General features: G+C 71.5%; 16 protein-coding genes. 11 read left to right on the top strand and 5 right to left on the bottom strand.

The genetic code is table 11. The features are described 5' to 3' along the window. The first annotated feature begins 32 nt into the window (after positions 1-32). From ACWC21_RS05405 to ACWC21_RS05395, 3 genes are all read left to right on the top strand, one after another. Positions 33-935, top strand: coding sequence for an NTP transferase domain-containing protein (locus ACWC21_RS05405; protein ID WP_450878389.1), 903 nt, complete (start codon positions 33-35; stop codon positions 933-935). After that, positions 932-2,329 (top strand): molybdopterin molybdotransferase MoeA, encoded by a 1,398-nt coding sequence (locus tag ACWC21_RS05400; protein ID WP_450878387.1) that lies wholly within the window; start codon positions 932-934, stop codon positions 2,327-2,329. Before ACWC21_RS05405 ends, ACWC21_RS05400 begins: the two co-directional genes overlap by 4 nt. Before the next feature lie 81 nt (positions 2,330-2,410). Then, on the top strand, positions 2,411-3,391 hold the full coding sequence (locus ACWC21_RS05395) for an NAD(P)H-quinone oxidoreductase (RefSeq protein WP_450878385.1): 981 nt from the start codon (positions 2,411-2,413) through the stop codon (positions 3,389-3,391). A 40-nt stretch (positions 3,392-3,431) separates the two neighbouring features. Here the strand turns inward: ACWC21_RS05395 and ACWC21_RS05390 are convergent, their stop codons facing one another. After that, positions 3,432-3,977 (bottom strand): hypothetical protein, encoded by a 546-nt coding sequence (locus ACWC21_RS05390; protein ID WP_450878383.1) that lies wholly within the window; start codon positions 3,975-3,977, stop codon positions 3,432-3,434. Between the two features lie 193 nt (positions 3,978-4,170). Here ACWC21_RS05390 and ACWC21_RS05385 point away from each other — a divergent pair, with 193 nt between their 5' ends. Next, entirely contained in the window at positions 4,171-4,713 is a 543-nt protein-coding gene (locus ACWC21_RS05385) for a bacterial proteasome activator family protein (protein ID WP_450878381.1), read from the top strand. 112 nt (positions 4,714-4,825) lie between these two features. Here ACWC21_RS05385 and ACWC21_RS05380 read toward each other — a convergent pair whose 3' ends face one another. Next, positions 4,826-6,457, bottom strand: a complete 1,632-nt coding sequence (locus tag ACWC21_RS05380; protein ID WP_450878379.1) for a protein kinase domain-containing protein — start codon at positions 6,455-6,457, stop codon at positions 4,826-4,828. 344 nt (positions 6,458-6,801) lie between these two features. Here ACWC21_RS05380 and ACWC21_RS05375 point away from each other — a divergent pair, with 344 nt between their 5' ends. Continuing rightward, a complete protein-coding gene (locus ACWC21_RS05375) occupies positions 6,802-8,382 on the top strand; it encodes a protein kinase domain-containing protein (RefSeq protein ID WP_450878377.1) in 1,581 nt (526 codons plus the stop codon). Between the two features lie 48 nt (positions 8,383-8,430). Here ACWC21_RS05375 and ACWC21_RS05370 read toward each other — a convergent pair whose 3' ends face one another. Next, complete coding sequence (locus tag ACWC21_RS05370; protein ID WP_450878803.1) at positions 8,431-9,447, bottom strand: phosphotransferase; 1,017 nt, start codon at positions 9,445-9,447, stop codon at positions 8,431-8,433. A gap of 436 nt (positions 9,448-9,883) precedes the next feature. On the opposite strand from ACWC21_RS05370, the gene pdhA reads away from it, so the two are divergent. The 3 genes from pdhA to ACWC21_RS05355 are packed head-to-tail and all read left to right on the top strand — an operon-like array spanning position 9,884 to position 13,510. Beyond that, a complete protein-coding gene (gene pdhA, locus ACWC21_RS05365) occupies positions 9,884-11,101 on the top strand; it encodes a pyruvate dehydrogenase (acetyl-transferring) E1 component subunit alpha (protein WP_450878375.1) in 1,218 nt (405 codons plus the stop codon). Between the two features lie 2 nt (positions 11,102-11,103). Next, complete coding sequence (locus tag ACWC21_RS05360) at positions 11,104-12,090, top strand: alpha-ketoacid dehydrogenase subunit beta (protein WP_450878373.1); 987 nt, start codon at positions 11,104-11,106, stop codon at positions 12,088-12,090. Between the two features lie 10 nt (positions 12,091-12,100). Next, a complete protein-coding gene (locus ACWC21_RS05355) occupies positions 12,101-13,510 on the top strand; it encodes a dihydrolipoamide acetyltransferase family protein (protein WP_450878371.1) in 1,410 nt (469 codons plus the stop codon). Between the two features lie 89 nt (positions 13,511-13,599). Here ACWC21_RS05355 and ACWC21_RS05350 read toward each other — a convergent pair whose 3' ends face one another. Then, positions 13,600-14,556, bottom strand: coding sequence for a BRO-N domain-containing protein (locus ACWC21_RS05350; protein WP_450878369.1), 957 nt, complete (start codon positions 14,554-14,556; stop codon positions 13,600-13,602). Between the two features lie 150 nt (positions 14,557-14,706). Here ACWC21_RS05350 and murJ point away from each other — a divergent pair, with 150 nt between their 5' ends. After that, positions 14,707-16,362, top strand: a complete 1,656-nt coding sequence (murJ, locus tag ACWC21_RS05345; protein ID WP_450878367.1) for a murein biosynthesis integral membrane protein MurJ — start codon at positions 14,707-14,709, stop codon at positions 16,360-16,362. A 60-nt stretch (positions 16,363-16,422) separates the two neighbouring features. Here murJ and ACWC21_RS05340 read toward each other — a convergent pair whose 3' ends face one another. Continuing rightward, positions 16,423-17,325, bottom strand: a complete 903-nt coding sequence (locus ACWC21_RS05340) for a D-alanyl-D-alanine carboxypeptidase family protein (RefSeq protein WP_450878365.1) — start codon at positions 17,323-17,325, stop codon at positions 16,423-16,425. A 233-nt stretch (positions 17,326-17,558) separates the two neighbouring features. Here ACWC21_RS05340 and ACWC21_RS05335 point away from each other — a divergent pair, with 233 nt between their 5' ends. Continuing rightward, positions 17,559-18,233 (top strand): GntR family transcriptional regulator, encoded by a 675-nt coding sequence (locus ACWC21_RS05335; protein WP_450878363.1) that lies wholly within the window; start codon positions 17,559-17,561, stop codon positions 18,231-18,233. Continuing rightward, on the top strand, positions 18,230-19,540 hold the full coding sequence (locus ACWC21_RS05330; RefSeq protein ID WP_450878361.1) for an MFS transporter: 1,311 nt from the start codon (positions 18,230-18,232) through the stop codon (positions 19,538-19,540). The genes ACWC21_RS05335 and ACWC21_RS05330 overlap by 4 nt, the downstream gene beginning before the upstream one ends. The last annotated feature ends 68 nt before the right edge of the window (positions 19,541-19,608 follow it).

The following is a 19,608-nucleotide window of genomic DNA, read 5'->3' as shown; positions in this document are numbered from 1 at the left end:
GTGAGCCGGGACGCACAGGACATACTCGGGGGGTGACCGACAACGCCCCTGCCGCCGGAAGCGCCGGAAGCCCCGGGCCGTACGACGCCGTCGTGCTGGCCGGTGGGGCCGCCCGGCGGCTCGGCGGGGCCGACAAACCGGCCGTACGGGTCGGCGGGCGCCCGCTGCTCGACCGGGTGCTCGCGGCCTGCGCCGACGCGGCCACGACCGTGGTCGTGGCCGACCCCCGCCCCACCGCCCGGCCGGTGGGCTGGGCCCGCGAGGACCCCCCCGGCGGCGGGCCGGTCGCCGCGCTCGACGCCGGGCTGCGGCACACCACGGCCGAGCACCTCGTAGTTCTCTCGGCCGACCTGCCGTTCCTCGGAACCGCAACGGTGCGGCGGCTGCTGGCCGCCCTGCGCACCACCACTGCCCAGGGCGCACTGCTCACCGACACGGACGGCCGCGACCAGCCACTCGTGGCCGCGTACCGGACCGCCGCCCTGCGCCGCGAGCTGACGGCGCTCCAGAGCGCTCACGGCAGCCTCACCGGACTGCCCCTGCGCCGGCTGACCGGCGCGCTGGAACTCGTCCGCGTCCCGGACCCGGTCGCCTCCTTCGACTGCGACACCTGGGACGACATCGCCGCCGCCCGGGCACGGATCAGGGAGCATGGACACGTGTTGGATGAATGGATCTCCGCAGTCAAGGACGAGCTGGGCATCGACCTGGACGTCGACACCGGCGTGCTGCTCGACCTCGCCCGTGACGCCGCGCACGGCGTGGCCCGGCCCGCCGCACCGCTGACCACCTTCCTCGTCGGCTACGCCGCCGCCCGGGGCGAAGGGGGCCCCGAAGCGGTCGCCGAGGCCGCCCGCAAGGCCGTGGCGCTGGCCCTGCGCTGGGAGGAAGAGAACAGTCCCGGCCAGTCCGCCCCCGGCCCGGACGCCGGATGACCGCCCGAGCGACCCGGGCCGGTGAGCGGGCCGAGTACGCCGAGGAAACAGACGACCTCGACGTCGAGGAGGCGCTCGCCCTCGTGAGGGAACCCCGCGACGACAACGGTCCCGCCGACGCCGGCAGCGCCCCCGGCGGCCAGTCCCCCGCGCCCGCGGCCCCGGGCGGGCACGGCACCGACGACCGTCACCACGAGGCCGCCCCCTGGAGCCGGGCCCGCGAGACCGCGGCCGGCGCCGCGCGGGCGGGCGGCCGCCGTCCCCCGGTCTCCGTCTCCCTCGCGGACGCCCTCGGCCTGGTGCTCGCCGCCCCCCTCACCGCCCTCACCGACCTGCCCTCCTTCGACACCTCCGCGATGGACGGCTGGGCCGTCGCGGGACCGGGCCCCTGGCACGTCCGGGAGGAGGGCGTCCTGGCCGGCCACACGCCGCCGGAGCCGCTGACGGACGGAGAGGCGGTGCGGATCGCCACCGGCGCTCGTATCCCGCCGGACACCACCGCCGTCCTGCGCAGCGAGCACGGCCGCACCGACGCAAAGGGCCGGCTGCACCCCACCCGCGAGATGAACCACGGCCAGGACATCCGCCCGCGTGGCCAGGAATGCCGCAGTGGCGACCAGCTGCTGCCCGTCGGCACCCTGGTCACCCCCGCCGTCCTGGGGCTGGCCGCCGCCGCCGGATACGACACCCTCACCGCCGTTGACCGGCCGCGCGCCGAGATCCTCGTCCTCGGTGACGAGCTGCTCGACAAGGGGCTTCCGCACGACGGACTCATCCGTGACGCGCTCGGCCCGATGCTGCCGCCCTGGCTGCGCGCCCTCGGCGCCGAGGTCACCCGGGTGCGCCGGCTCGGTGACGACGCCAACGCCCTGCACAAGGCCGTCACCTCCTGCGACGCCGACCTCATCGTGACCACCGGCGGCACCGCCTCCGGCCCCGTCGACCACGTCCACCCCACGCTGCGCCGCATCGGCGCCGAACTCCTCGTCGACGGAGTCAGGGTGCGCCCCGGCCATCCCATGCTGCTGGCCCGCACCAAGGAGGGCCAGCACCTCGTCGGCCTGCCCGGCAACCCCCTCGCGGCGGTCTCCGGCCTGCTCACGCTCGCCGAACCGCTGCTGCGCACCCTCGCCGCCCGCCCGGCCCCCGAGCCCTACACGTTGCCGTTGCGGGACACGGTGCACGGCCACCCGCACGACACCCGGCTCATCCCCGTCGTGCTGCGCGGTGATCACGCAGTGCCCCTGCACTACAACGGCCCGGCGATGCTGCGCGGCATCGCGGCCGCCGACGCGCTCGCCGTCGTACCTCCGGGTGGCGCACGGCAGGGCCAGGAGACCGAGTTGCTCGATCTGCCGTGGGCGGCCGCCGGAATCGGGGTGTGTTTCACGTGAAACCGCGGGCCCGGCCACTGCCGGTCCCGACTGTGCGGGCCGGACCGGGCGGGGACCGGCGCGAGGAGTAGCGTCGCCGCTATGCATGCGATCACGATTCCCGAACCTGGTGGGCCCGAGGCGCTGGTGTGGGCCGAGGTTCCCGATCCGGTGCCCGGCGAGGGCGAAGTGCTGGTCGAGGTGGTGGCCGGAGCCGTCAACCGTGCCGACATCCTGCAGCGGCAGGGCTACTACGATCCGCCTCCCGGCTCGCCGGTGTACCCGGGCCTGGAGTGCTCCGGCCGGATCGCGGCGCTGGGCCCCGGCGTGGGCGGCTGGTCGGTCGGCGACGAGGTGTGCGCGCTGCTCGCCGGCGGCGGCTACGCCGAGCAGGTCGTCGTCCCGGCCGGGCAGCTGCTGCCCCTGCCCGAGGGCATCGCCCTGAAGCAGGCCGCCGCGCTGCCCGAGGTGGTCTGCACGGTCTGGTCGAACGTCTTCATGGTCGCCCATCTGCGTCCGGGGGAGACGCTGCTCGTGCACGGCGGCTCCAGCGGCATCGGCACGATGGCGATCCAGCTGGCCAAGGCGGTCGGCGCGAAGGTGGCCGTCACGGCCGGCACCAAGGAGAAGCTGGACTTCTGCGCCGGGCTCGGCGCCGACATCCTCATCAACTACCGGGAGCAGGACTTCGTCGCCGAGGTCAAGAAGGCCACGGGCGGCGCGGGTGCCGACGTCATCCTCGACAACATGGGCGCCAAGTACCTGGACCGCAACGTCCAGGCCCTCGCCGTCAACGGCCGGCTCGCCGTCATCGGGCTGCAGGGCGGCGCCAAGGGGGAGCTGAACCTCGGCGCGCTGCTCACCAAGCGGGCCGCGATCAGCGCCACCTCACTGCGTGCCCGCCCGCTCGAGGAGAAGGCGGCCATCGTCGCGGCCGTGCGCGAGCACGTCTGGCCGCTGTTCGGCGGGGGACATGTCCGCCCCGTCGTCGACCGCGAGCTGCCGATGCCCGAGGCGGCCGAGGCCCACCGGGTGGTGGAGGCGAGCGGCCACATGGGCAAGGTGCTGCTCGTGACGCCCTGAGCGGACGGGAGCCGGGGCCGCACGGGCCCTAGGACAGGCCCTAATCGCGCCGTACCCGCAGTCCCACGAACGCCAGCCCCAGCCCCAGCCCGATGAGGACCAGGCCGCTGCCCAGCGGCAGGATCCGGACCAGGGGCTCGACGGTGTCCTCGCCGCCGGCGAAGGTCCGGCCGCCGGGCCGCGACGACGGCGAGGAGGGGATCAGACCGGCATCGCCCGGCGACTCGGAGACGGCGGGGGTGTCCGCACCCCCGTCCGGCGGCTCCTGCACGTCCCCCGCCTCGTCCCGCCCCTCGCCCTGTCCCTCGTCCTGCGGGTCCGGGTTCTCCTGAGCGGTGTCCTGCGGGACGGCGGTGGTGTCGTCGTCCCCCTCGAACTCCACCGCGGGTGCCTCCGGTCGCCCGGGCCGCTGGCGTCCTTCACCGGCCCGGCTGCCGGCCCGGGACGGACTGGCGGAGGGAGAGGAGGAGGGGACGGGGGAGCGCGTGGCGGAGGCCGAGGGCGCGGGCCCGGGCCCGGCCCCGAGCGACGCGGCGGCACCGTACAGCAGGACGACCGCGGCGAGGAGCAGCGGCAGTGGTGCCACGCGGAATGTGAAGCGCAGCCATGGAGTCACGTCGGTGACCTCCCGGAGCCCAGTCGGCAAGACCGTCGCGAACAAGCGTCACATTCACCTGCCGACCGGGCATTCCGGATTGGGCCGACGGGTCTAAAGGGTGGATCAGCTTCGCGGGAGGGCACCACGGTGGTGAGGTGTAGGCGTGCGAGAGAATGGCGGCATGGAGATGCCGAGGAACGATAGGTCGCCGGAGAACCCGCAGATCCTGGTCGTGGGCCAGGACGGAATGGCGCTCGGTGGCGGTGGTGGGGACGACGACTCCCGCGAGATCCCGGTGACGGAGCAGGTGGAGCAGCCGGCCAAGGTCATGCGCATCGGCAGCATGATCAAGCAGTTGCTGGAGGAGGTCCGGGTGGCGCCGCTGGACGAGGCCAGCCGGGTCCGGCTCAAGGAGATCCACGCGAGCTCGGTGAAGGAGCTGGAGGACGGCCTGGCCCCGGAGCTCGTCGAGGAGCTCGAGCGGCTCTCCCTGCCGTTCACCGACGAGGCGACCCCCAGCGACGCGGAACTGCGCATTGCACAGGCTCAGTTGGTGGGCTGGCTGGAGGGGCTCTTCCACGGGATCCAGACGACGCTGTTCGCGCAGCAGATGGCCGCGCGGGCCCAGCTGGAACAGATGCGCCGCGCGCTCCCGCCGGGCGTCAGCCTGGACGGCGGCGAGGACGTCCGCGGCGGTGGCCGAACCGGCGGCCCGTACCTGTAGGGAGCCCTCGCCCGGTCCGCAGGAGTCCGTGACACGAAGGGCCCGGCCGGCATGCCGGGCCCTTTGCCGTGCCGGATCCTTCGCCGTGCCGGTTCCTTCGCCGTGCCGGGTGTCAGCCGGTGGGCGGGTTGCCGGTCGAGACCCTGATCTCGATCGTCGGCACGTCCTTCGGATCGACGTCCGTGCCCGCGCTGGGGAACTGCCCCATGACCGCGCCCTCGCCGTAGGTGTTCTCGTCGACCGGGACTTCCTTCATCTTCCAGCCGGCGGCCTGGAAGCACTCCTTGACCGACTTGATGTACTTGAACTTGAAGTCCGGGAGCTGGACCTTCTTCGGGTCGTTGTACGACTCCTGCGGCTCCGTGCACTCGCTGGTGTCGATCGTCTTCGAGGTGTCCGCACTGCGGTGCCCCACGGCCTGGGACGGCGAGGACGACGCGCTCGAGCCGCCTCCCCCGGCGTTGTCGTCGCTGCCGCCCGTGTGCACGATCAGCGCGACGACCAGGCCGGCCACCGCGAGCAGGGACACCGCGATCGAGCCGATGATCACCGGCCGGTTGCCCTTGCCGCCGCCCGGCCCGGAGGGCTGCACGGCGGTCTGGGGCGTGATGTTGTACGGCGGCGGGGTCGCGGGCGCCTGCTGCCCGTACCCCGTCGCGGCCGGGGTCTGGTAGCCGCCCTGCTGCGGATAGCCGTACGACGGGGCGGCGTACGGGCTCGGTGCGGGGGCCGGCTGGTAGGGCGCCTGCACGGGCCCGGTGGGCGCCGGGGTCGCCTGGTCGACCGGCGGGAACACCGCGGAGCCGACGCCCGCGCCGCTCTGGGTGGGTGCGGCGCCCGGCACGATGCTCGGCGCGGCCGTCTGCAGGGAGGCGGCGACCCGCAGGCACTCGTCGCGCATGGACTCGGCGGTCGGGAACCGCTCGTTCGGGTTCTTCTTCAGTGCGCGGGCGACCAGCGCGTCCACCGCGGGCGGCAGTGAACGGTTGATCGAGGAGGGCACCACCGGCTCCTCCTGCACATGCGCGTACGCGATCGCCAGCGGCGAGTCGGCGTTGAACGGAAGCCGCCCGGTGACCAGCTGGAACAGCATGATGCCGACCGAGTACAGGTCCGAGCGGGCGTCCACGCCCCGGCCGAGGGCCTGCTCCGGCGACAGGTACTGCGGGGTGCCGACGACCATGCCGGTCTGCGTCATCGAGGTGACGCCGGACTGCATGGCGCGGGCGATGCCGAAGTCCATGACCTTGACGACCCCGCGCTTGGTGATCATCACGTTGCCCGGCTTGATGTCCCGGTGCACCAGGCCGCTCTCGTGGCTGATCTCCAGCGCGGCCAGCACGTCCGCGGTGACCTTCAGCGCCTTGTCGGCGGGCATGGCGCCGTGCTGCCGGATGTCCTCCTCGAGGACCGAGCCCAGCGGGCGGCCCTCGACGTACTCCATGACGATGTACGGGGTGGCTGTCCCGTCGAGGGAGTCCTCACCCGTGTCGAAGACGGACACGATGTTCGTGTGCGTGAGCTTGGCCACTGCCTGGGCCTCGCGGCGGAAGCGCTCGCGGAAGGCCTGTTCCCGCCCCAGCTCGGTGTGCAGTGTCTTGATCGCGACCTGGCGGTCCAGCACGGCGTCGTACGCCAGGTGCACCGAGGCCATGCCGCCTTCGCCGAGCAAGTCGCGCAGCTGGTAGCGGCCGCCGGCGAGAGCCCGCCCCGCGTACCGGCCCTGTGCGCCGTCCTGGCTCATGTTCTGCGTCCCCCATAGGCGCCGGTGACCGGGGACCGGTGACCCACGTCCGCTGATCCAATGTGCTATTCCCGGCCAAGTCTGCCCCAGGGCAGTGACACGTCAAGCGAGGTGCCCGTTCCGTGACCGTAAGCGAAAGAAGCGTCGCGGAAGAGTTACAGCGGAACTACGTCAGGTACACAGAATTTGCGAGACAGCGCGTGCTACAGGTTTGATGGCCGGTCCGTCTCGGGCCGGTCCCGGATCCGATCCCGGTCCGGAGGCTTGCGCGGAGGCTGTAGCGTGGCCGACGGAGACCGTAACAACACCGCGCGCACCGCGGGCAGAAACGACGGCGAGGACCGATGGCACAGACGCACAGCGCCCAGGGCCCGTCCGACCCCGAGGCGACTGGCGGCGGCATGTCAGACACGCCGGAGATGTGGGGTAACGGCGGGCTCGTCGGCGACGGCCGGTACCGGCTGACCCACCGGCTCGGCCGGGGCGGCATGGCCGAGGTCTTCGCGGCCGAGGACGTACGCCTGGGCCGGACGGTGGCCGTCAAGCTGCTCCGCGCGGACCTGGCCGAGGACCCGGTGTCCAAGGCCCGCTTCACCCGCGAGGCACAGTCGGTGGCCGGGCTCAACCACCACGCGATCGTCGCCGTGTACGACTCCGGCGAGGACTTCGTCGGCGGCCAGTCGGTGCCGTACATCGTGATGGAGCTGGTCGAGGGCCGCACCATCCGTGATCTGCTGCTGAACGCGGAGGCGCCGGGGCCCGAGCAGGCCCTGATCATCGTCTCCGGTGTCCTGGAGGCGCTGGCCTACTCGCACCAGCACGGCATCGTGCACCGCGACATCAAGCCCGCCAACGTCATCATCACCCACAACGGCGCCGTCAAGGTGATGGACTTCGGCATCGCCCGCGCCCTGCACGGGGCGTCCACGACGATGACGCAGACCGGCATGGTCATGGGCACCCCGCAGTACCTCTCCCCGGAGCAGGCGCTCGGCAAGGCCGTCGACCACCGCTCCGACCTGTACGCCACGGGCTGCCTGCTGTACGAACTCCTCGCGCTGCGTCCGCCCTTCACCGGCGAGACCCCGCTGTCGGTGGTCTACCAGCACGTCCAGGACAAGCCGGTGCCGCCGTCACAGGTCGCCGAGAGCTGCCCGCCGGAGCTCGACGGCCTCGTCATGCGCTCCCTGGCCAAGGAGCCGGACGACCGCTTCCAGACGGCGGAGGAGATGCGCGGGCTGACCCAGTACGGCCTGCAGATGCTGTACGACCAGGGCGGTCACACCGGCACCTGGAACACCGGCCCCGTGGACGTGCACGACGCCCGGAACACCCAGGTGGCCGGTCTCGGCGGTACGACCGTGATGCCGCACTCCGCGGACGCCTCGGGCACCACGCAGATCCCGCAGACGATCCTGCCCGCCGGGTACGGCGGCGGCGACGACGGCGGCTTCGAGGGGCACGGCAACAGGGGCAGCGGCCGGGGCAAGCTGTGGATCCTCGCCGTGCTCGCGGTGATCGCCGTCGCGGCGGGTGTCGCGCTGGCGCTGCAGCACAAGGACGGCGGCGACAGCGGCCCGGGCACCAAGCATTCGCCGACGAGCACGCACCACACCAAGGAGTCGAAGCCCAGCAAGAGCCCCACGGACGAGAACACCGACCGGCCCACGGACACGTCCACGGACGACGGTTCGGGCGGCGGGGGCGGCGGGAACTGGCAGCCTTCCTCGCCCACCACGCCGTCGTACACCCCGTCGAACACGCCCAGCAGCGACCCGTCCGACCAGCCGTCGGACCCGGCGTCCTCCGCGGACCAGCCGACCGACCCGGGCACCGAGAGCCAGCCGCAGCCCTCGGACCCGCCGTCGGACCCGGGCACCGGCACGGACGCGGGGGCCACGGCGGGCGACGGGCAAGGTCCTTGAAGGACACCCACACCGGGTGACTCCGGGGCGGGATCCGGCTGAGCCGCGTCACTCCACGAACGCGTCGCACACCGCGTCGTACTCCCTCGTCCACCACACGGCGAGCGCCGAGGCCGCCGGGAACTGGGGGTCGGCGCGGGTGTCGCCGCGTTCGTAGTGCCAGCGCAGCATCCAGAAGTCGTTGAGGCGTTCCCACCAGACGCGGTGCACGGCGGCCGCCAGCTCCGAGGGCGTCGCCCCGGCCGCTCGCCGGTACGCGCGGGCGTACGCCCGTACCTTCGGCAGATCCAGGGTTCCCGTGGGCCGTACGAAGAAGATCGCGGCGGCGCGTACGGCCTCCTCCGCGCGGGGCTGCACGCCGAGCCGGTCCCAGTCGACGATCGCGGCCGGCGCATCCCCCTTGTAGAGCAGGTTGAAGGGGTGGAAGTCGCCGTGCACCCAGCCCACCGGCCCGCCGCGCGGCGGGCGCCGGCCGGCGTGCTGCTCCAGCAGGGCACGGCGTTCCAGCAGCCGGTGGCGGGCCAGGTCGTCGAAGGCGTCGAAGGGGCGGTGGCGGCGGACGTGGCCGAGCAGGTCGTCGATGAGGGCGAAGGTGTCGGCGGGGTCGGCGCTCTCCACGGGATGCGGGCTGGTGGCCGGGCGGGTCCGTCCCTTGGGCGGCATCACGCGCTCCAGGCAGGCGTGCACCGCGCCCAGGAGCGCTCCCAGCCGGGCGCACTGGCCGGTGGTGAGCTGGCCGCCGTGGCGGTGCCTGCCGTCGATCCAGGGGTGCAGGGCGTAGGCGTGGCCGCCGACGACGGCGACGGTGCGGCCGTCGCGGTGGGCGAGGGGCGGCGCGACCGGGACACCGAGGGCGGCCAGGCGCTGGGTGGCCCGGTGCCGGCGTTCGATGGCGGCGGGGTCGGCGGTGTCCGGGTCGAAGTGGTGCTTGAGGAAGTAGTGGCCGCGGGTGGTGCGCAGGCGGTAGCCGCGGTTGAGCAGCCCCTGGTCCACGGGCTCGCACGTGACGGCGGAACCGGCGGCGTAAAGCCGGAGCAGGGTGCCCAGAGGGGGCGCATGGGGGATGGGGGGTGGTACACATGAGCGCGGCACGCGCCAGATGTTAGGGCACCGTCAGCCGCCGTGAGCTGGGCCTTGTCACAGGCAGTCGTGGGTGGTCGCTTTCGGTCACGCCGACCACTCCGATGCGCGACTCGGACTCTTCCCGTGCACTGGGTGCGCGGGATAACGTGCCGTTGCTCCGGCCTCCTGCAAGGCTGTGACCAGCGCGCTTCCGGGCCTGACCGATTTACTTGGAAATCCAAGCAAAATCGCAGGTCAGGAGGGGTTTCACAGAAATGTGGCGCACTGGGTAACGTGACCGTTGCAGGGCGCTCGCCGGGGCACCTGTCACGCCTGTTCCCGGCCGAGTGGCACCCACCCCGTGCCCGGTGGCCGAGAACAGGTGAGCCGTACTGGCCTGACCGGCAACCCCGGGGGCCGGACCGACGGAGGAGCACACGTGACCGTGGACAGCACTGCCGCGCCCAAGCCGCGACGCAGCGCCGGAAGCAAGGCCGGCACCACCGGCACCAAGCGCACCACCCGCACCACCTCGAAGAGCGCCGACCCGGAGCTCGTGCAGCTGCTGACCCCCGAGGGCAAGCGCGTCAAGCACGCAGCCCACGCCGTGTACGACGAGTACGTCAACGGCCTCACCCCCGAAGAGCTCCGCGGCCTGTACCGCGACATGGTGCTCACCCGCCGCTTCGACGCCGAGGCCACCGCCCTGCAGCGCCAGGGCGAGCTCGGCCTGTGGGCGTCGCTGCTCGGCCAGGAGGCCGCCCAGATCGGCTCCGGCCGGGCCCTGCGCGACGACGACTACGTCTTCCCGACCTACCGCGAGCACGGTGTCGCCTGGTGCCGCGGGGTCGACCCGACCAACCTGCTCGGCATGTTCCGCGGTGTGAACCACGGCGGCTGGGACCCGAACAGCAACAACTTCCACCTGTACACGATCGTCATCGGCTCCCAGACGCTGCACGCCACCGGCTACGCGATGGGCGTCGCCAAGGACGGCGCGGACTCGGCGGTCATCGCCTACTTCGGCGACGGCGCCTCCAGCCAGGGCGACGTGGCCGAATCGTTCACCTTCTCCGCGGTCTACAACGCCCCCGTGGTGTTCTTCTGCCAGAACAACCAGTGGGCGATCTCCGAGCCGACCGAGAAGCAGACCCGGGTCCCGCTCTACCAGCGCGCCCAGGGCTACGGCTTCCCCGGCGTCCGCGTCGACGGCAACGACGTACTGGCCTGCCTCGCGGTCACCAAGTGGGCGCTGGAGCGCGCCCGCAGGGGCGAGGGCCCCACCCTCGTCGAGGCGTACACCTACCGCATGGGAGCCCACACCACCTCCGACGACCCCACCCGGTACCGGGTGGACGAGGAGCGGGCGGCCTGGGAGGCGAAGGACCCGATCCTGCGCCTTCGCCGGTACCTGGAGGCGTCGAACCACGCGGACGAGGGATTCTTCGCGGAACTCGAGGCCGAGAGCGAGGCGTTGGGCAAGCGAGTGCGCGAAGTGGTCCGTGCCATGCCGGACCCGGACCACTTCGCCATCTTCGAGAACGTGTACGCGGACGGGCACGCGCTCGTCGACGAGGAACGCGCCCAGTTCGCCGCCTACCAGGCGTCGTTCGCGACCGAGTCCGAAAGCGGCTTCGCCGCGGGAGAGGGGGCCTGATCATGGTGGAGACGGTGAAGAAGCTGCCGCTGGGCAAGGCGATCAACGAGTCGCTGCGCCGTGCCCTGGAGGCGGACCCCAAGGTCGTGATCATGGGTGAGGACGTCGGCAAGCTCGGTGGGGTGTTCCGGGTGACCGACGGCCTGCAGAAGGACTTCGGCGAGAGCCGCGTCATCGACACCCCGCTGGCCGAGTCGGGCATCGTCGGCACGGCGATCGGTCTGGCCCTCCGTGGCTACCGCCCGGTGGTGGAGATCCAGTTCGACGGCTTCGTCTTCCCGGCGTACGACCAGATCGTCACGCAGCTGGCCAAGATGCACGCCCGCTCGCTGGGCAAGGTCAAGCTCCCCGTGGTCGTGCGCATCCCCTACGGCGGTGGCATCGGTGCCGTCGAGCACCACTCCGAATCCCCCGAGGCGCTGTTCGCGCACGTCGCGGGCCTCAAGATCGTCTCCCCGTCGAACGCCTCCGACGCGTACTGGATGATGCAGCAGGCCATCCAGAGCGACGACCCGGTGATCTTCTTCGAGCCGAAGCGGCGCTACTGGGACAAGGCCGAGGTCAACACCGAGGCGATCCCCGGCCCGCTGCACAAGGCGCAGGTGGTCCGCGAGGGCACCGACCTGACTCTCGTCGCGTACGGCCCGATGGTCAAACTCTGCCAGGAGGTCGCCGGCGCGGCCGCCGAGGAGGGCAAGAACCTGGAGGTCCTGGACCTGCGTTCGGTCTCCCCGCTCGACTTCGACTCCATCCAGGCGTCCGTGGAGAAGACCCGCCGCCTGGTCGTGGTGCACGAGGCACCGGTGTTCTTCGGCTCCGGCGCGGAGATCGCCGCCCGGATCACCGAGCGGTGCTTCTACCACCTGGAGGCCCCCGTGCTGAGGGTCGGCGGCTACCACGCCCAGTACCCGCCGGCCCGCCTGGAAGAGGAGTACCTGCCGGGCCTGGACCGGGTGCTCGACGCCGTCGACCGCGCCCTGGCGTACTGAGGAGAGGGTCGTGACGACGATGACGGAAGCATCCGTGCGTGAGTTCAAGATGCCGGATGTCGGCGAGGGCCTGACCGAGGCCGAGATCCTCAAGTGGTACGTGCAGCCGGGAGACACGGTCTCCGACGGCCAGGTGGTGTGCGAGGTCGAGACCGCCAAGGCGGCCGTCGAACTGCCCATCCCGTACGACGGCGTGGTCCGCGAGCTGCACTTCCCCGAGGGCACCACGGTGGACGTGGGCACGCCCATCATCGCGGTGGACGTGGCGGGCGGGGCGGCCCCGGCGGCTCCCGCGGCGCCTGCGGCTCCCGCGGAGAAGAAGCCGGAACAGCCCGCGGCGGAGCAGCCGAAGGCGGAGGGCTCGGGGCGTCAGCCGGTGCTGGTCGGGTACGGCGTCGCCGCGTCCTCGACGAAGCGGCGTCCCCGCAAGGGCCCGGAGGTCACGGTCCCCCAGGCCTCCGCGGAGATCCAGCCGGAGCTGAACGGCCACGGCACCGCGGCCGTGAAGCCCCGCCCGCTGGCGAAGCCCCCGGTGCGCAAGCTGGCCAAGGACCTGGGCGTCGACCTGGCCACGGTCACCCCGTCGGGCCCGGACGGCGTCATCACGCGTGAGGACGTCCACGCGGCGGCGGCCCCGGCGGCAGCGGTTCCCGAGCCGGTGACGGCCGCGCCCGTGCCCGCACCCGCGGCGCCGGTGGCGCTGCCGACGTACGACCCGGCCCGCGAGACCCGCGTCCCGGTCAAGGGCGTCCGCAAGGCCACCGCGCAGGCCATGGTCGGCTCGGCGTTCACGGCACCGCACGTCACGGAGTTCGTGACGGTCGACGTGACGCGCACGATGAAACTGGTCGAGGAGCTCAAGCAGGACAAGGACATGCAGGGACTGCGGGTGAACCCGCTCCTGCTGGTCGCCAAGGCCCTGCTGGTCGCCATCCGGCGCAACCCGGAGATCAACGCGTCCTGGGACGAGGCCAGCCAGGAGATCGTGCTCAAGCACTACGTCAATCTGGGCATCGCGGCCGCCACCCCGCGCGGCCTGCTCGTCCCGAACATCAAGGACGCGCACGCCAAGACGCTTCCGGAACTGGCCGAGGCGCTGGGCGAGCTGGTGTCGACGGCGAGGGAGGGCAAGACCGCCCCCGCGGCGATGCAGGGCGGCACGGTCACCATCACCAACGTCGGCGTCTTCGGTATCGACACCGGCACGCCGATCCTCAACCCCGGCGAGTCCGCGATCCTCGCGGTCGGCGCGATCAAGCTCCAGCCGTGGGTCCACAAGGGCAAGGTGAAGCCCCGCCAGGTCATGACGCTGGCGCTCAGCTTCGACCACCGGCTGGTGGACGGGGAGCTGGGTTCCAAGGTGCTCGCGGACGTGGCGGCGGTTCTGGAGCAGCCGAAGCGGTTGATGACTTGGGTGTGACGAGCGTCACCCGGTAATCTCGGAGAGCCGGAGGGGACGGCCGCAAACGCATCTTGCGACCGCCCCCTCCGTCTTCCTCCCGGGTTCTCTCAGGCCTGGTTGAGCACGTACACCGGCGCCCCGCTTTCCGCCGCCCCCTGCGAACGAATGCAGGCGTGTTTCTGCAGCAGACGCAAGCACTCGTTGACGCGGCGCACCGGAAGCCCCGTACGGGCCGCGATCGATTCGAGAGGCTCGCGGAGCTCACCCTGCTCGACGAGGACGGGGGCGATCACCACGGCCACCGTCCACACGTCCTCCGTCACGGACAGCCGGTGCCGCCAGTCGGCCAGCAGGGATTCCGTGGTGGGCAGCACCGTGAGGCGGCCGCCGGGTGCCCGGCGTTCGAGGACGAGGGCGTCGAGCCGGTCCGCGATGCGTTCCATCGCCCGGACCATGGCCTGCTGCACGGCGAGTGTCGACTTCTGCGTGGCGAGCATCTCCCTTTGCAGTTCAAGAGATTCCTGCTGTGCGTTCGCAAGTTGCTCGTCCAGCTGAAGGTTGTGCGCCTCGAGCCGGACGATGGCCTCGGCCACCTGCTCCGGCATGGCGTACGCGACCGGCGCGCTCGGGTCGAGGGGCTGCACCTCGGCCTCTTCGAGAGTGTAGGAACCCTCCCGCTGCACTGTCTCGATCACTTCGGCGGCCCACCTTTTGAAGGGCTCGCAGGAGGGCTTCGTGCAGGCTTGGACGAGGCGGATCAGGCCCTGCAGATTGATGAGTTGCAAGTCTCGGCGCCACTCCCTACCTGCGGGAACGCTGAGAGAGTGACTTCCAGTCACTGTCTCAAGACTCTCTCGATGGTCCTCCGGGACATGGTCCGTCAGGGCCTTTCGGGTCGTGGTGTAACCCAGTTCCTTGCAGACATCCACCGCCGGAAACCAGTGGCTTCCGTCCGGCATCGTCAGCCGGCGCACCCGGGCGCCGGTCGCCGCGTACACGAAGTCGCTGACGTCGATCGCGTCCCGCCGTTCGGCGGCGTCGCGTCGCTTGCTTGGTTCGATCATGTGAACCACCTCCGCTGCGGAACGTAGAGCGGAGCAAATCGAATATGCCAACTGGAGCCGCGATATTCACAATTGCGAGCTAAGATCGCGTATTCCGCTTGCAGCAAGGCAGTTGAACGCTCTTGATCTCAACTGCCTTATCTTGAACGCATGGTGACGGGGGTAAACAACAGCAGAGCGCGGCACGCGAAGCAGCGTGACAAGGAGAAGGGCGGACTCGCGCGCTCCTCCGCGCTCATGGCGGTCGGCACCGTCGTCTCCCGGGCGACCGGGCTGATCCGGACGGCTCTGCAGGGTGCGGCGCTCGGCAGCGGGCTGCTGGCCACCACGTACAACACCGCCAACACCGTGCCCACCAGTCTGTACACGCTGCTGATCGGCGGCGCGCTCAACGCCGTCCTCGTGCCGCAGCTCGTGCGGGCGCGCAAGACCCATCCCGACGGCGGGAAGGCCTACGAGCAGCGTCTGGTGACCCTGGTCGTCACGGTGCTGGCCGTCGGGACGGCGCTCGCGGTGTGGGCGGCGCCGCTGATCGTGCGCGTCTACATGCCTGACAACCCCGACGGCCACCAGGCGTTCCGGCTCACCGTGGTCTTCGCCCGGTTCCTGCTGCCGCAGATCTTCTTCTACGGCCTCTTCTCGATCTACGGCCAAGTCCTCAACGCCCGGGAGAAGTTCGGCGCGATGATGTGGACGCCGGTGGTCAACAACATCGTGCTGCTGGCGATGTTCGGCGGCTACCTGAGCCTGATGACCGTGCCGAAGTCGGTCGCGGAGATCACCGACACGCAGGTGCGCTGGCTCGGCGTCGGTACCACGGCCGGGATCGCCGTACAGGCCCTCGCGCTGATTCCCTTCGCCCGCGCAGCCGGCTTCCGCTTCCGTCCCCGGTTCGACTGGCGCGGTACGGGACTGGGGTCCGGCATCCACGCGGCCAAGTGGACCCTGCTCTTCGTCCTGGCCAACCAGGTCGCCCTCGCCGTGGTCACCCACTTCGCCGCCGCCGCCGACCAGGAGCTGCCGCACTCCGACGTGGGGTACACCGCGTACAGCTACGCGCAGACCATCTGGCTGCTGCCCCAGTCCATCGTCACCGTCTCCCTGGTCACCGCACTGCTGCCGCGGATGAGCAAGGCCGTCGCCGAGGGACGGATCACCGACCTGCGCGCCGACCTGTCCCGGGCGCTGCGGATCAGCGGGGTCGTCATCGTGCCGACGGCCTTCCTCTTCCTCGCGCTGGGCCCGCAGATCACCACCCTGATCTTCGCGCACGGCGCCGCCGGCCCGGCCTCCGCCCAGCCGATGGGGCACATGCTCCAGGCGTTCGGTCTCGGCCTGATCCCGTTCTCGGCCCAGTACCTGCTGCTGCGCGGCTTCTACGCCTTCGAGGACACCCGTACGCCGTTCCTCATGGCGGTGTGGATCGGGGTGTGGAACATCGCCCTCGTCACCGCCTGCCATCTGCTGCTGCCCACCCGACTGGCGGTCACCGGCATGGCGGGCGCCTACACCCTCTCGTATCTGGCCGGACTCGTCCTCACCGCACGCCTGCTGGCCAGGAAGGCGGGCGGCCGGCTCGACGACGGGACCGTGCGGGTCACCTACACCAAGCTGCTGACCGCGGCGGCCTGCGCGGCGGGCGCGGGCTGGGCCGCCGCGCGGGCCTGCGGCACCGTCATGGGCGAGGGCACCGTACCGACGGCGCTCGCCACCCTCGCGGGGACGCTCGCCCTGGCGGTCGTCTACCTCGTACTCGGCCGTCTGCTGAAGGTCGGCGAACTGCGCCGGCTGCCCGGCCTGGGATGAACGGCCGGACATGCGAAGGGCCCGCCGCGCACCGCGACGGGCCCGTACTCCGCGAAGGCGTCAGCCGAGCTTGGCGAAGCCGTAGTTGAGGAGCTTGGTGGCGTCCGTCGCGCGCTGCGCGTACGTGGTGGAGGCCAGGACCGTGCCGATGACGGTCTTGCCGTTGCGGGTGGCGGCGAAGACGAGGCAGGCGCCCGCCTCGGGGCCGGAGCCGGTCTTCACGCCGATGGCACCGCTGTAGCTGCTGAGCAGCGTGTTGGTGTTCTCCCACGTGGGCATCGTGCGAATGCTGCCCGTCTTGGTGATCGTCTTGGCCGTGTACTGCTTGGTCTTGACGATCGTGCGGAAGGTGGAGTTCTTCATCGCGCTGCTGGCGATCTTCGTCAGGTCGCGCGGCGTCGAGTAGTTGTTGCCGTTGCCGATGCCGTCGAACGAATCGAAGTGCGTGTTCGTCAGGTGCAGGTCCTTCGCGGCGGTGTTCATCTTGCCGATGAAGTTCGCCACGCGCTTGGCACGGGTGGAACCGGTGCCGTACTTGTCGGCCAGCGCGTAGGCGGCGTCGCAGCCGGACGGCAGCATCAGGCCGTACAGCAGCTGACGGACGGTCACCTTGTCGCCGACGATCAGGTGCGCCTGGGAGGCGTTGTTCCTGACGACGTAGTCGCTGTATTCCTTCGCGATCGTCACTTTGGCGTCGAGGTTGAGGTTCGACTGCGCGAGCACGACCTTCGCGGTCATGATCTTCGTGGTGGAGCCGGTGGAGCGCTTGGTGTCGGCGGCCTTGGTGTACAGCGTCGCGGCGTTGGCGTTGTTCATGACGTACCCGCCCTTGGCCACGATCGAGGGCGCGGTGACGGCCTGCGCGGGTGCCGCGGTGAGGGCTCCGGTGGCGAGCAGGGCGCCGGACGTGATGGCGACGGCGGCGGCTCGGCGAATACGGATGCCCTTAATACCGGTAATCAAGTAAATACCCCGATTGTCTCGAATGCCCTAGATAATGCGGCCGAGTTGAGGTGGCACAGGAGTGGGGCCGCACGTGTCTGACACGTAAGTAGCACACATGGTTGTGCGGCTTCTCGGGGGGCTTCTGTATTCCGGGTGTGAGATGGGCGACGCCCGCGGTGCCGACGGGGTGCGTGGGGTCCGCATCGTGGACGGCGGGGATCATGCGTACGCGTTGTATCTAAGATGTGCGCATGCCTTCCGTGCCGTCCGCCGCCCCTCCCGCACCCCTGAAGCAACCGCCCGCCGCCGACCGCGTCTACACCCATGTCAAGCAGGGGGTCCTGGACCGCCGTTACGAGGGCGGCACCCTGCTCACCGAGGGAGAGCTGGCCGAGGCCGTGGGGGTCTCGCGCACGCCGGTCCGCGAGGCGCTGCTGCGCCTGGAGGCGGAAGGGCTGATCAAGCTCTACCCGAAGAAGGGCGCCCTGGTGCTGCCGGTCTCCGCGCAGGAGATCGCCGACGTGGTGGAGACCCGGCTGCTGGTCGAGGAGCACGCCGCGCGCAAGGCCGTACCCGCCCCGCCCGGGCTGATCGAGCGGCTGGAGGAACTGCTCGCGCAGCAGAAGGCGCAGGCCGCCGCCGGTGACCTGGCCGCGGCCGCGGTCACCGACCGCTGCTTCCACGCCGAGATCGTGCGCAGCGGCGGCAACGAGATCCTCTCCCGCCTCTACGACCAGCTCCGCGACCGCCAGTTGCGCATGGGCGTCGCCGTGATGCACTCCCACCCCGACCGGATCGCCAAGACCCTCGCCGAGCACGAGGAGATCCTCCGGGCGCTGCGCTCGGGCGAAGCGGAGGCGGCGGTGGGGGTCGTGCACCGGCATGTGAGCTGGTTCTCGCATCTCGCGCGGGGAGAGGTCCGATGAGCGTGACGAGCGCCCACACCACCCTTCCGGGTGACCCGCCGGGCGGCCGCCGCGCCGTCGCCGTGTGGTCGATCGGCGTCGGGGTCTACTTCGTCGCGGTCATCTTCCGTACCTCCCTGGGCGTCGCCGGGCTGGACGCGGCCGACCGCTTCCATGTGAACGCCTCGGCACTGTCGACCTTCTCGATCCTCCAGCTGCTGGTCTACGCGGGCATGCAGATACCCGTCGGCCTGCTCGTCGACCGGCTCGGCACCAAGAAGGTGCTCGGCATCGGCGCCGCACTGTTCACGGCGGGCCAGCTGGGCTTCGCGTTCTCCCCGACGTACGGCACGGCGCTCGCCTCCCGCGCGCTGCTCGGCTGCGGTGACGCGATGACCTTCATCAGCGTGCTGCGGCTGGGCACCCGGTGGTTCCCGGCCCGCCGCGGACCGCAGGTGGCGCAGTTCGCGGGCCTGGCCGGCATGGCCGGCAACCTGGTCTCGACCCTGGTGCTGGCCCGGCTGCTGCACGGGGTCGGCTGGACCCCGGCGTTCGCGGGCAGCGCGGTCGCGGGCGTGGTCGTCCTGGTCCTCGTGCTGTTCTTCCTGCGGGACCACCCGGAGGGCTACGAGCCGGAGCCCTCCCTGCACCGGGGCGCGGCCTACGTCCGCCGTCAGATAGCCGCCTCCTGGCGGGAACCGGGGACGCGGCTGGGCCTGTGGGTGCACTTCACCACCCAGTTCCCGGCGATGGTGTTCCTGCTGCTGTGGGGCCTGCCCTTCCTGGTCCAGGCCCAGGGCCTCACCCGTGCCACGGCCGGCGAACTGCTCACCCTGGTCGTCCTGTCGAACATGGTGATCGGACTGGTCTACGGCCAGATCGTCGCCCGGCACCACGCCGCCCGGCTGCCGCTGGCCCTGGGCACGGTCGCGGCGACGGCGGCACTGTGGGCGGCGACCCTGGCCTACCCGGCCGAACACGCGCCCATGTGGCTGCTGGTGCTGCTGTGCGCGGTGCTGGGCGCCTGCGGCCCGGCGTCGATGCTCGGCTTCGACTTCGCCCGCCCCGCCAACCCGCCGGAGCGTCAGGGCACCGCCTCCGGCATCACCAACATGGGCGGTTTCGTCGCCTCCATGACCACCCTGTTCGCGATCGGTGTCCTGCTGGACGCCACCGGCGACGACTACACCGTCGCCTTCTCCGCCGTCTTCGTACTCCAGGCCCTCGGCGTCACCCAGATCCTCCGCCTCCGCGGCCGGGCGGCCCGCCGGGAGCGGGAGCGGCTGGTGGCGAGCCGGGTGGAGACGGTGCACGTGCCGGCCGCGTGAGCCTTCCGGGAGCGGAGCGCCTCCGCACCGTGCGTCGGGGAGGCGCTCCGGGATCCCGGGCTCGTGGC

The organism is Streptomyces sp. NPDC001348 (assembly GCF_053597535.1).
The sequence above is the reverse complement of the archived record's forward strand: the minus strand, read 5'-3'. Positions and strand labels throughout refer to the sequence as shown.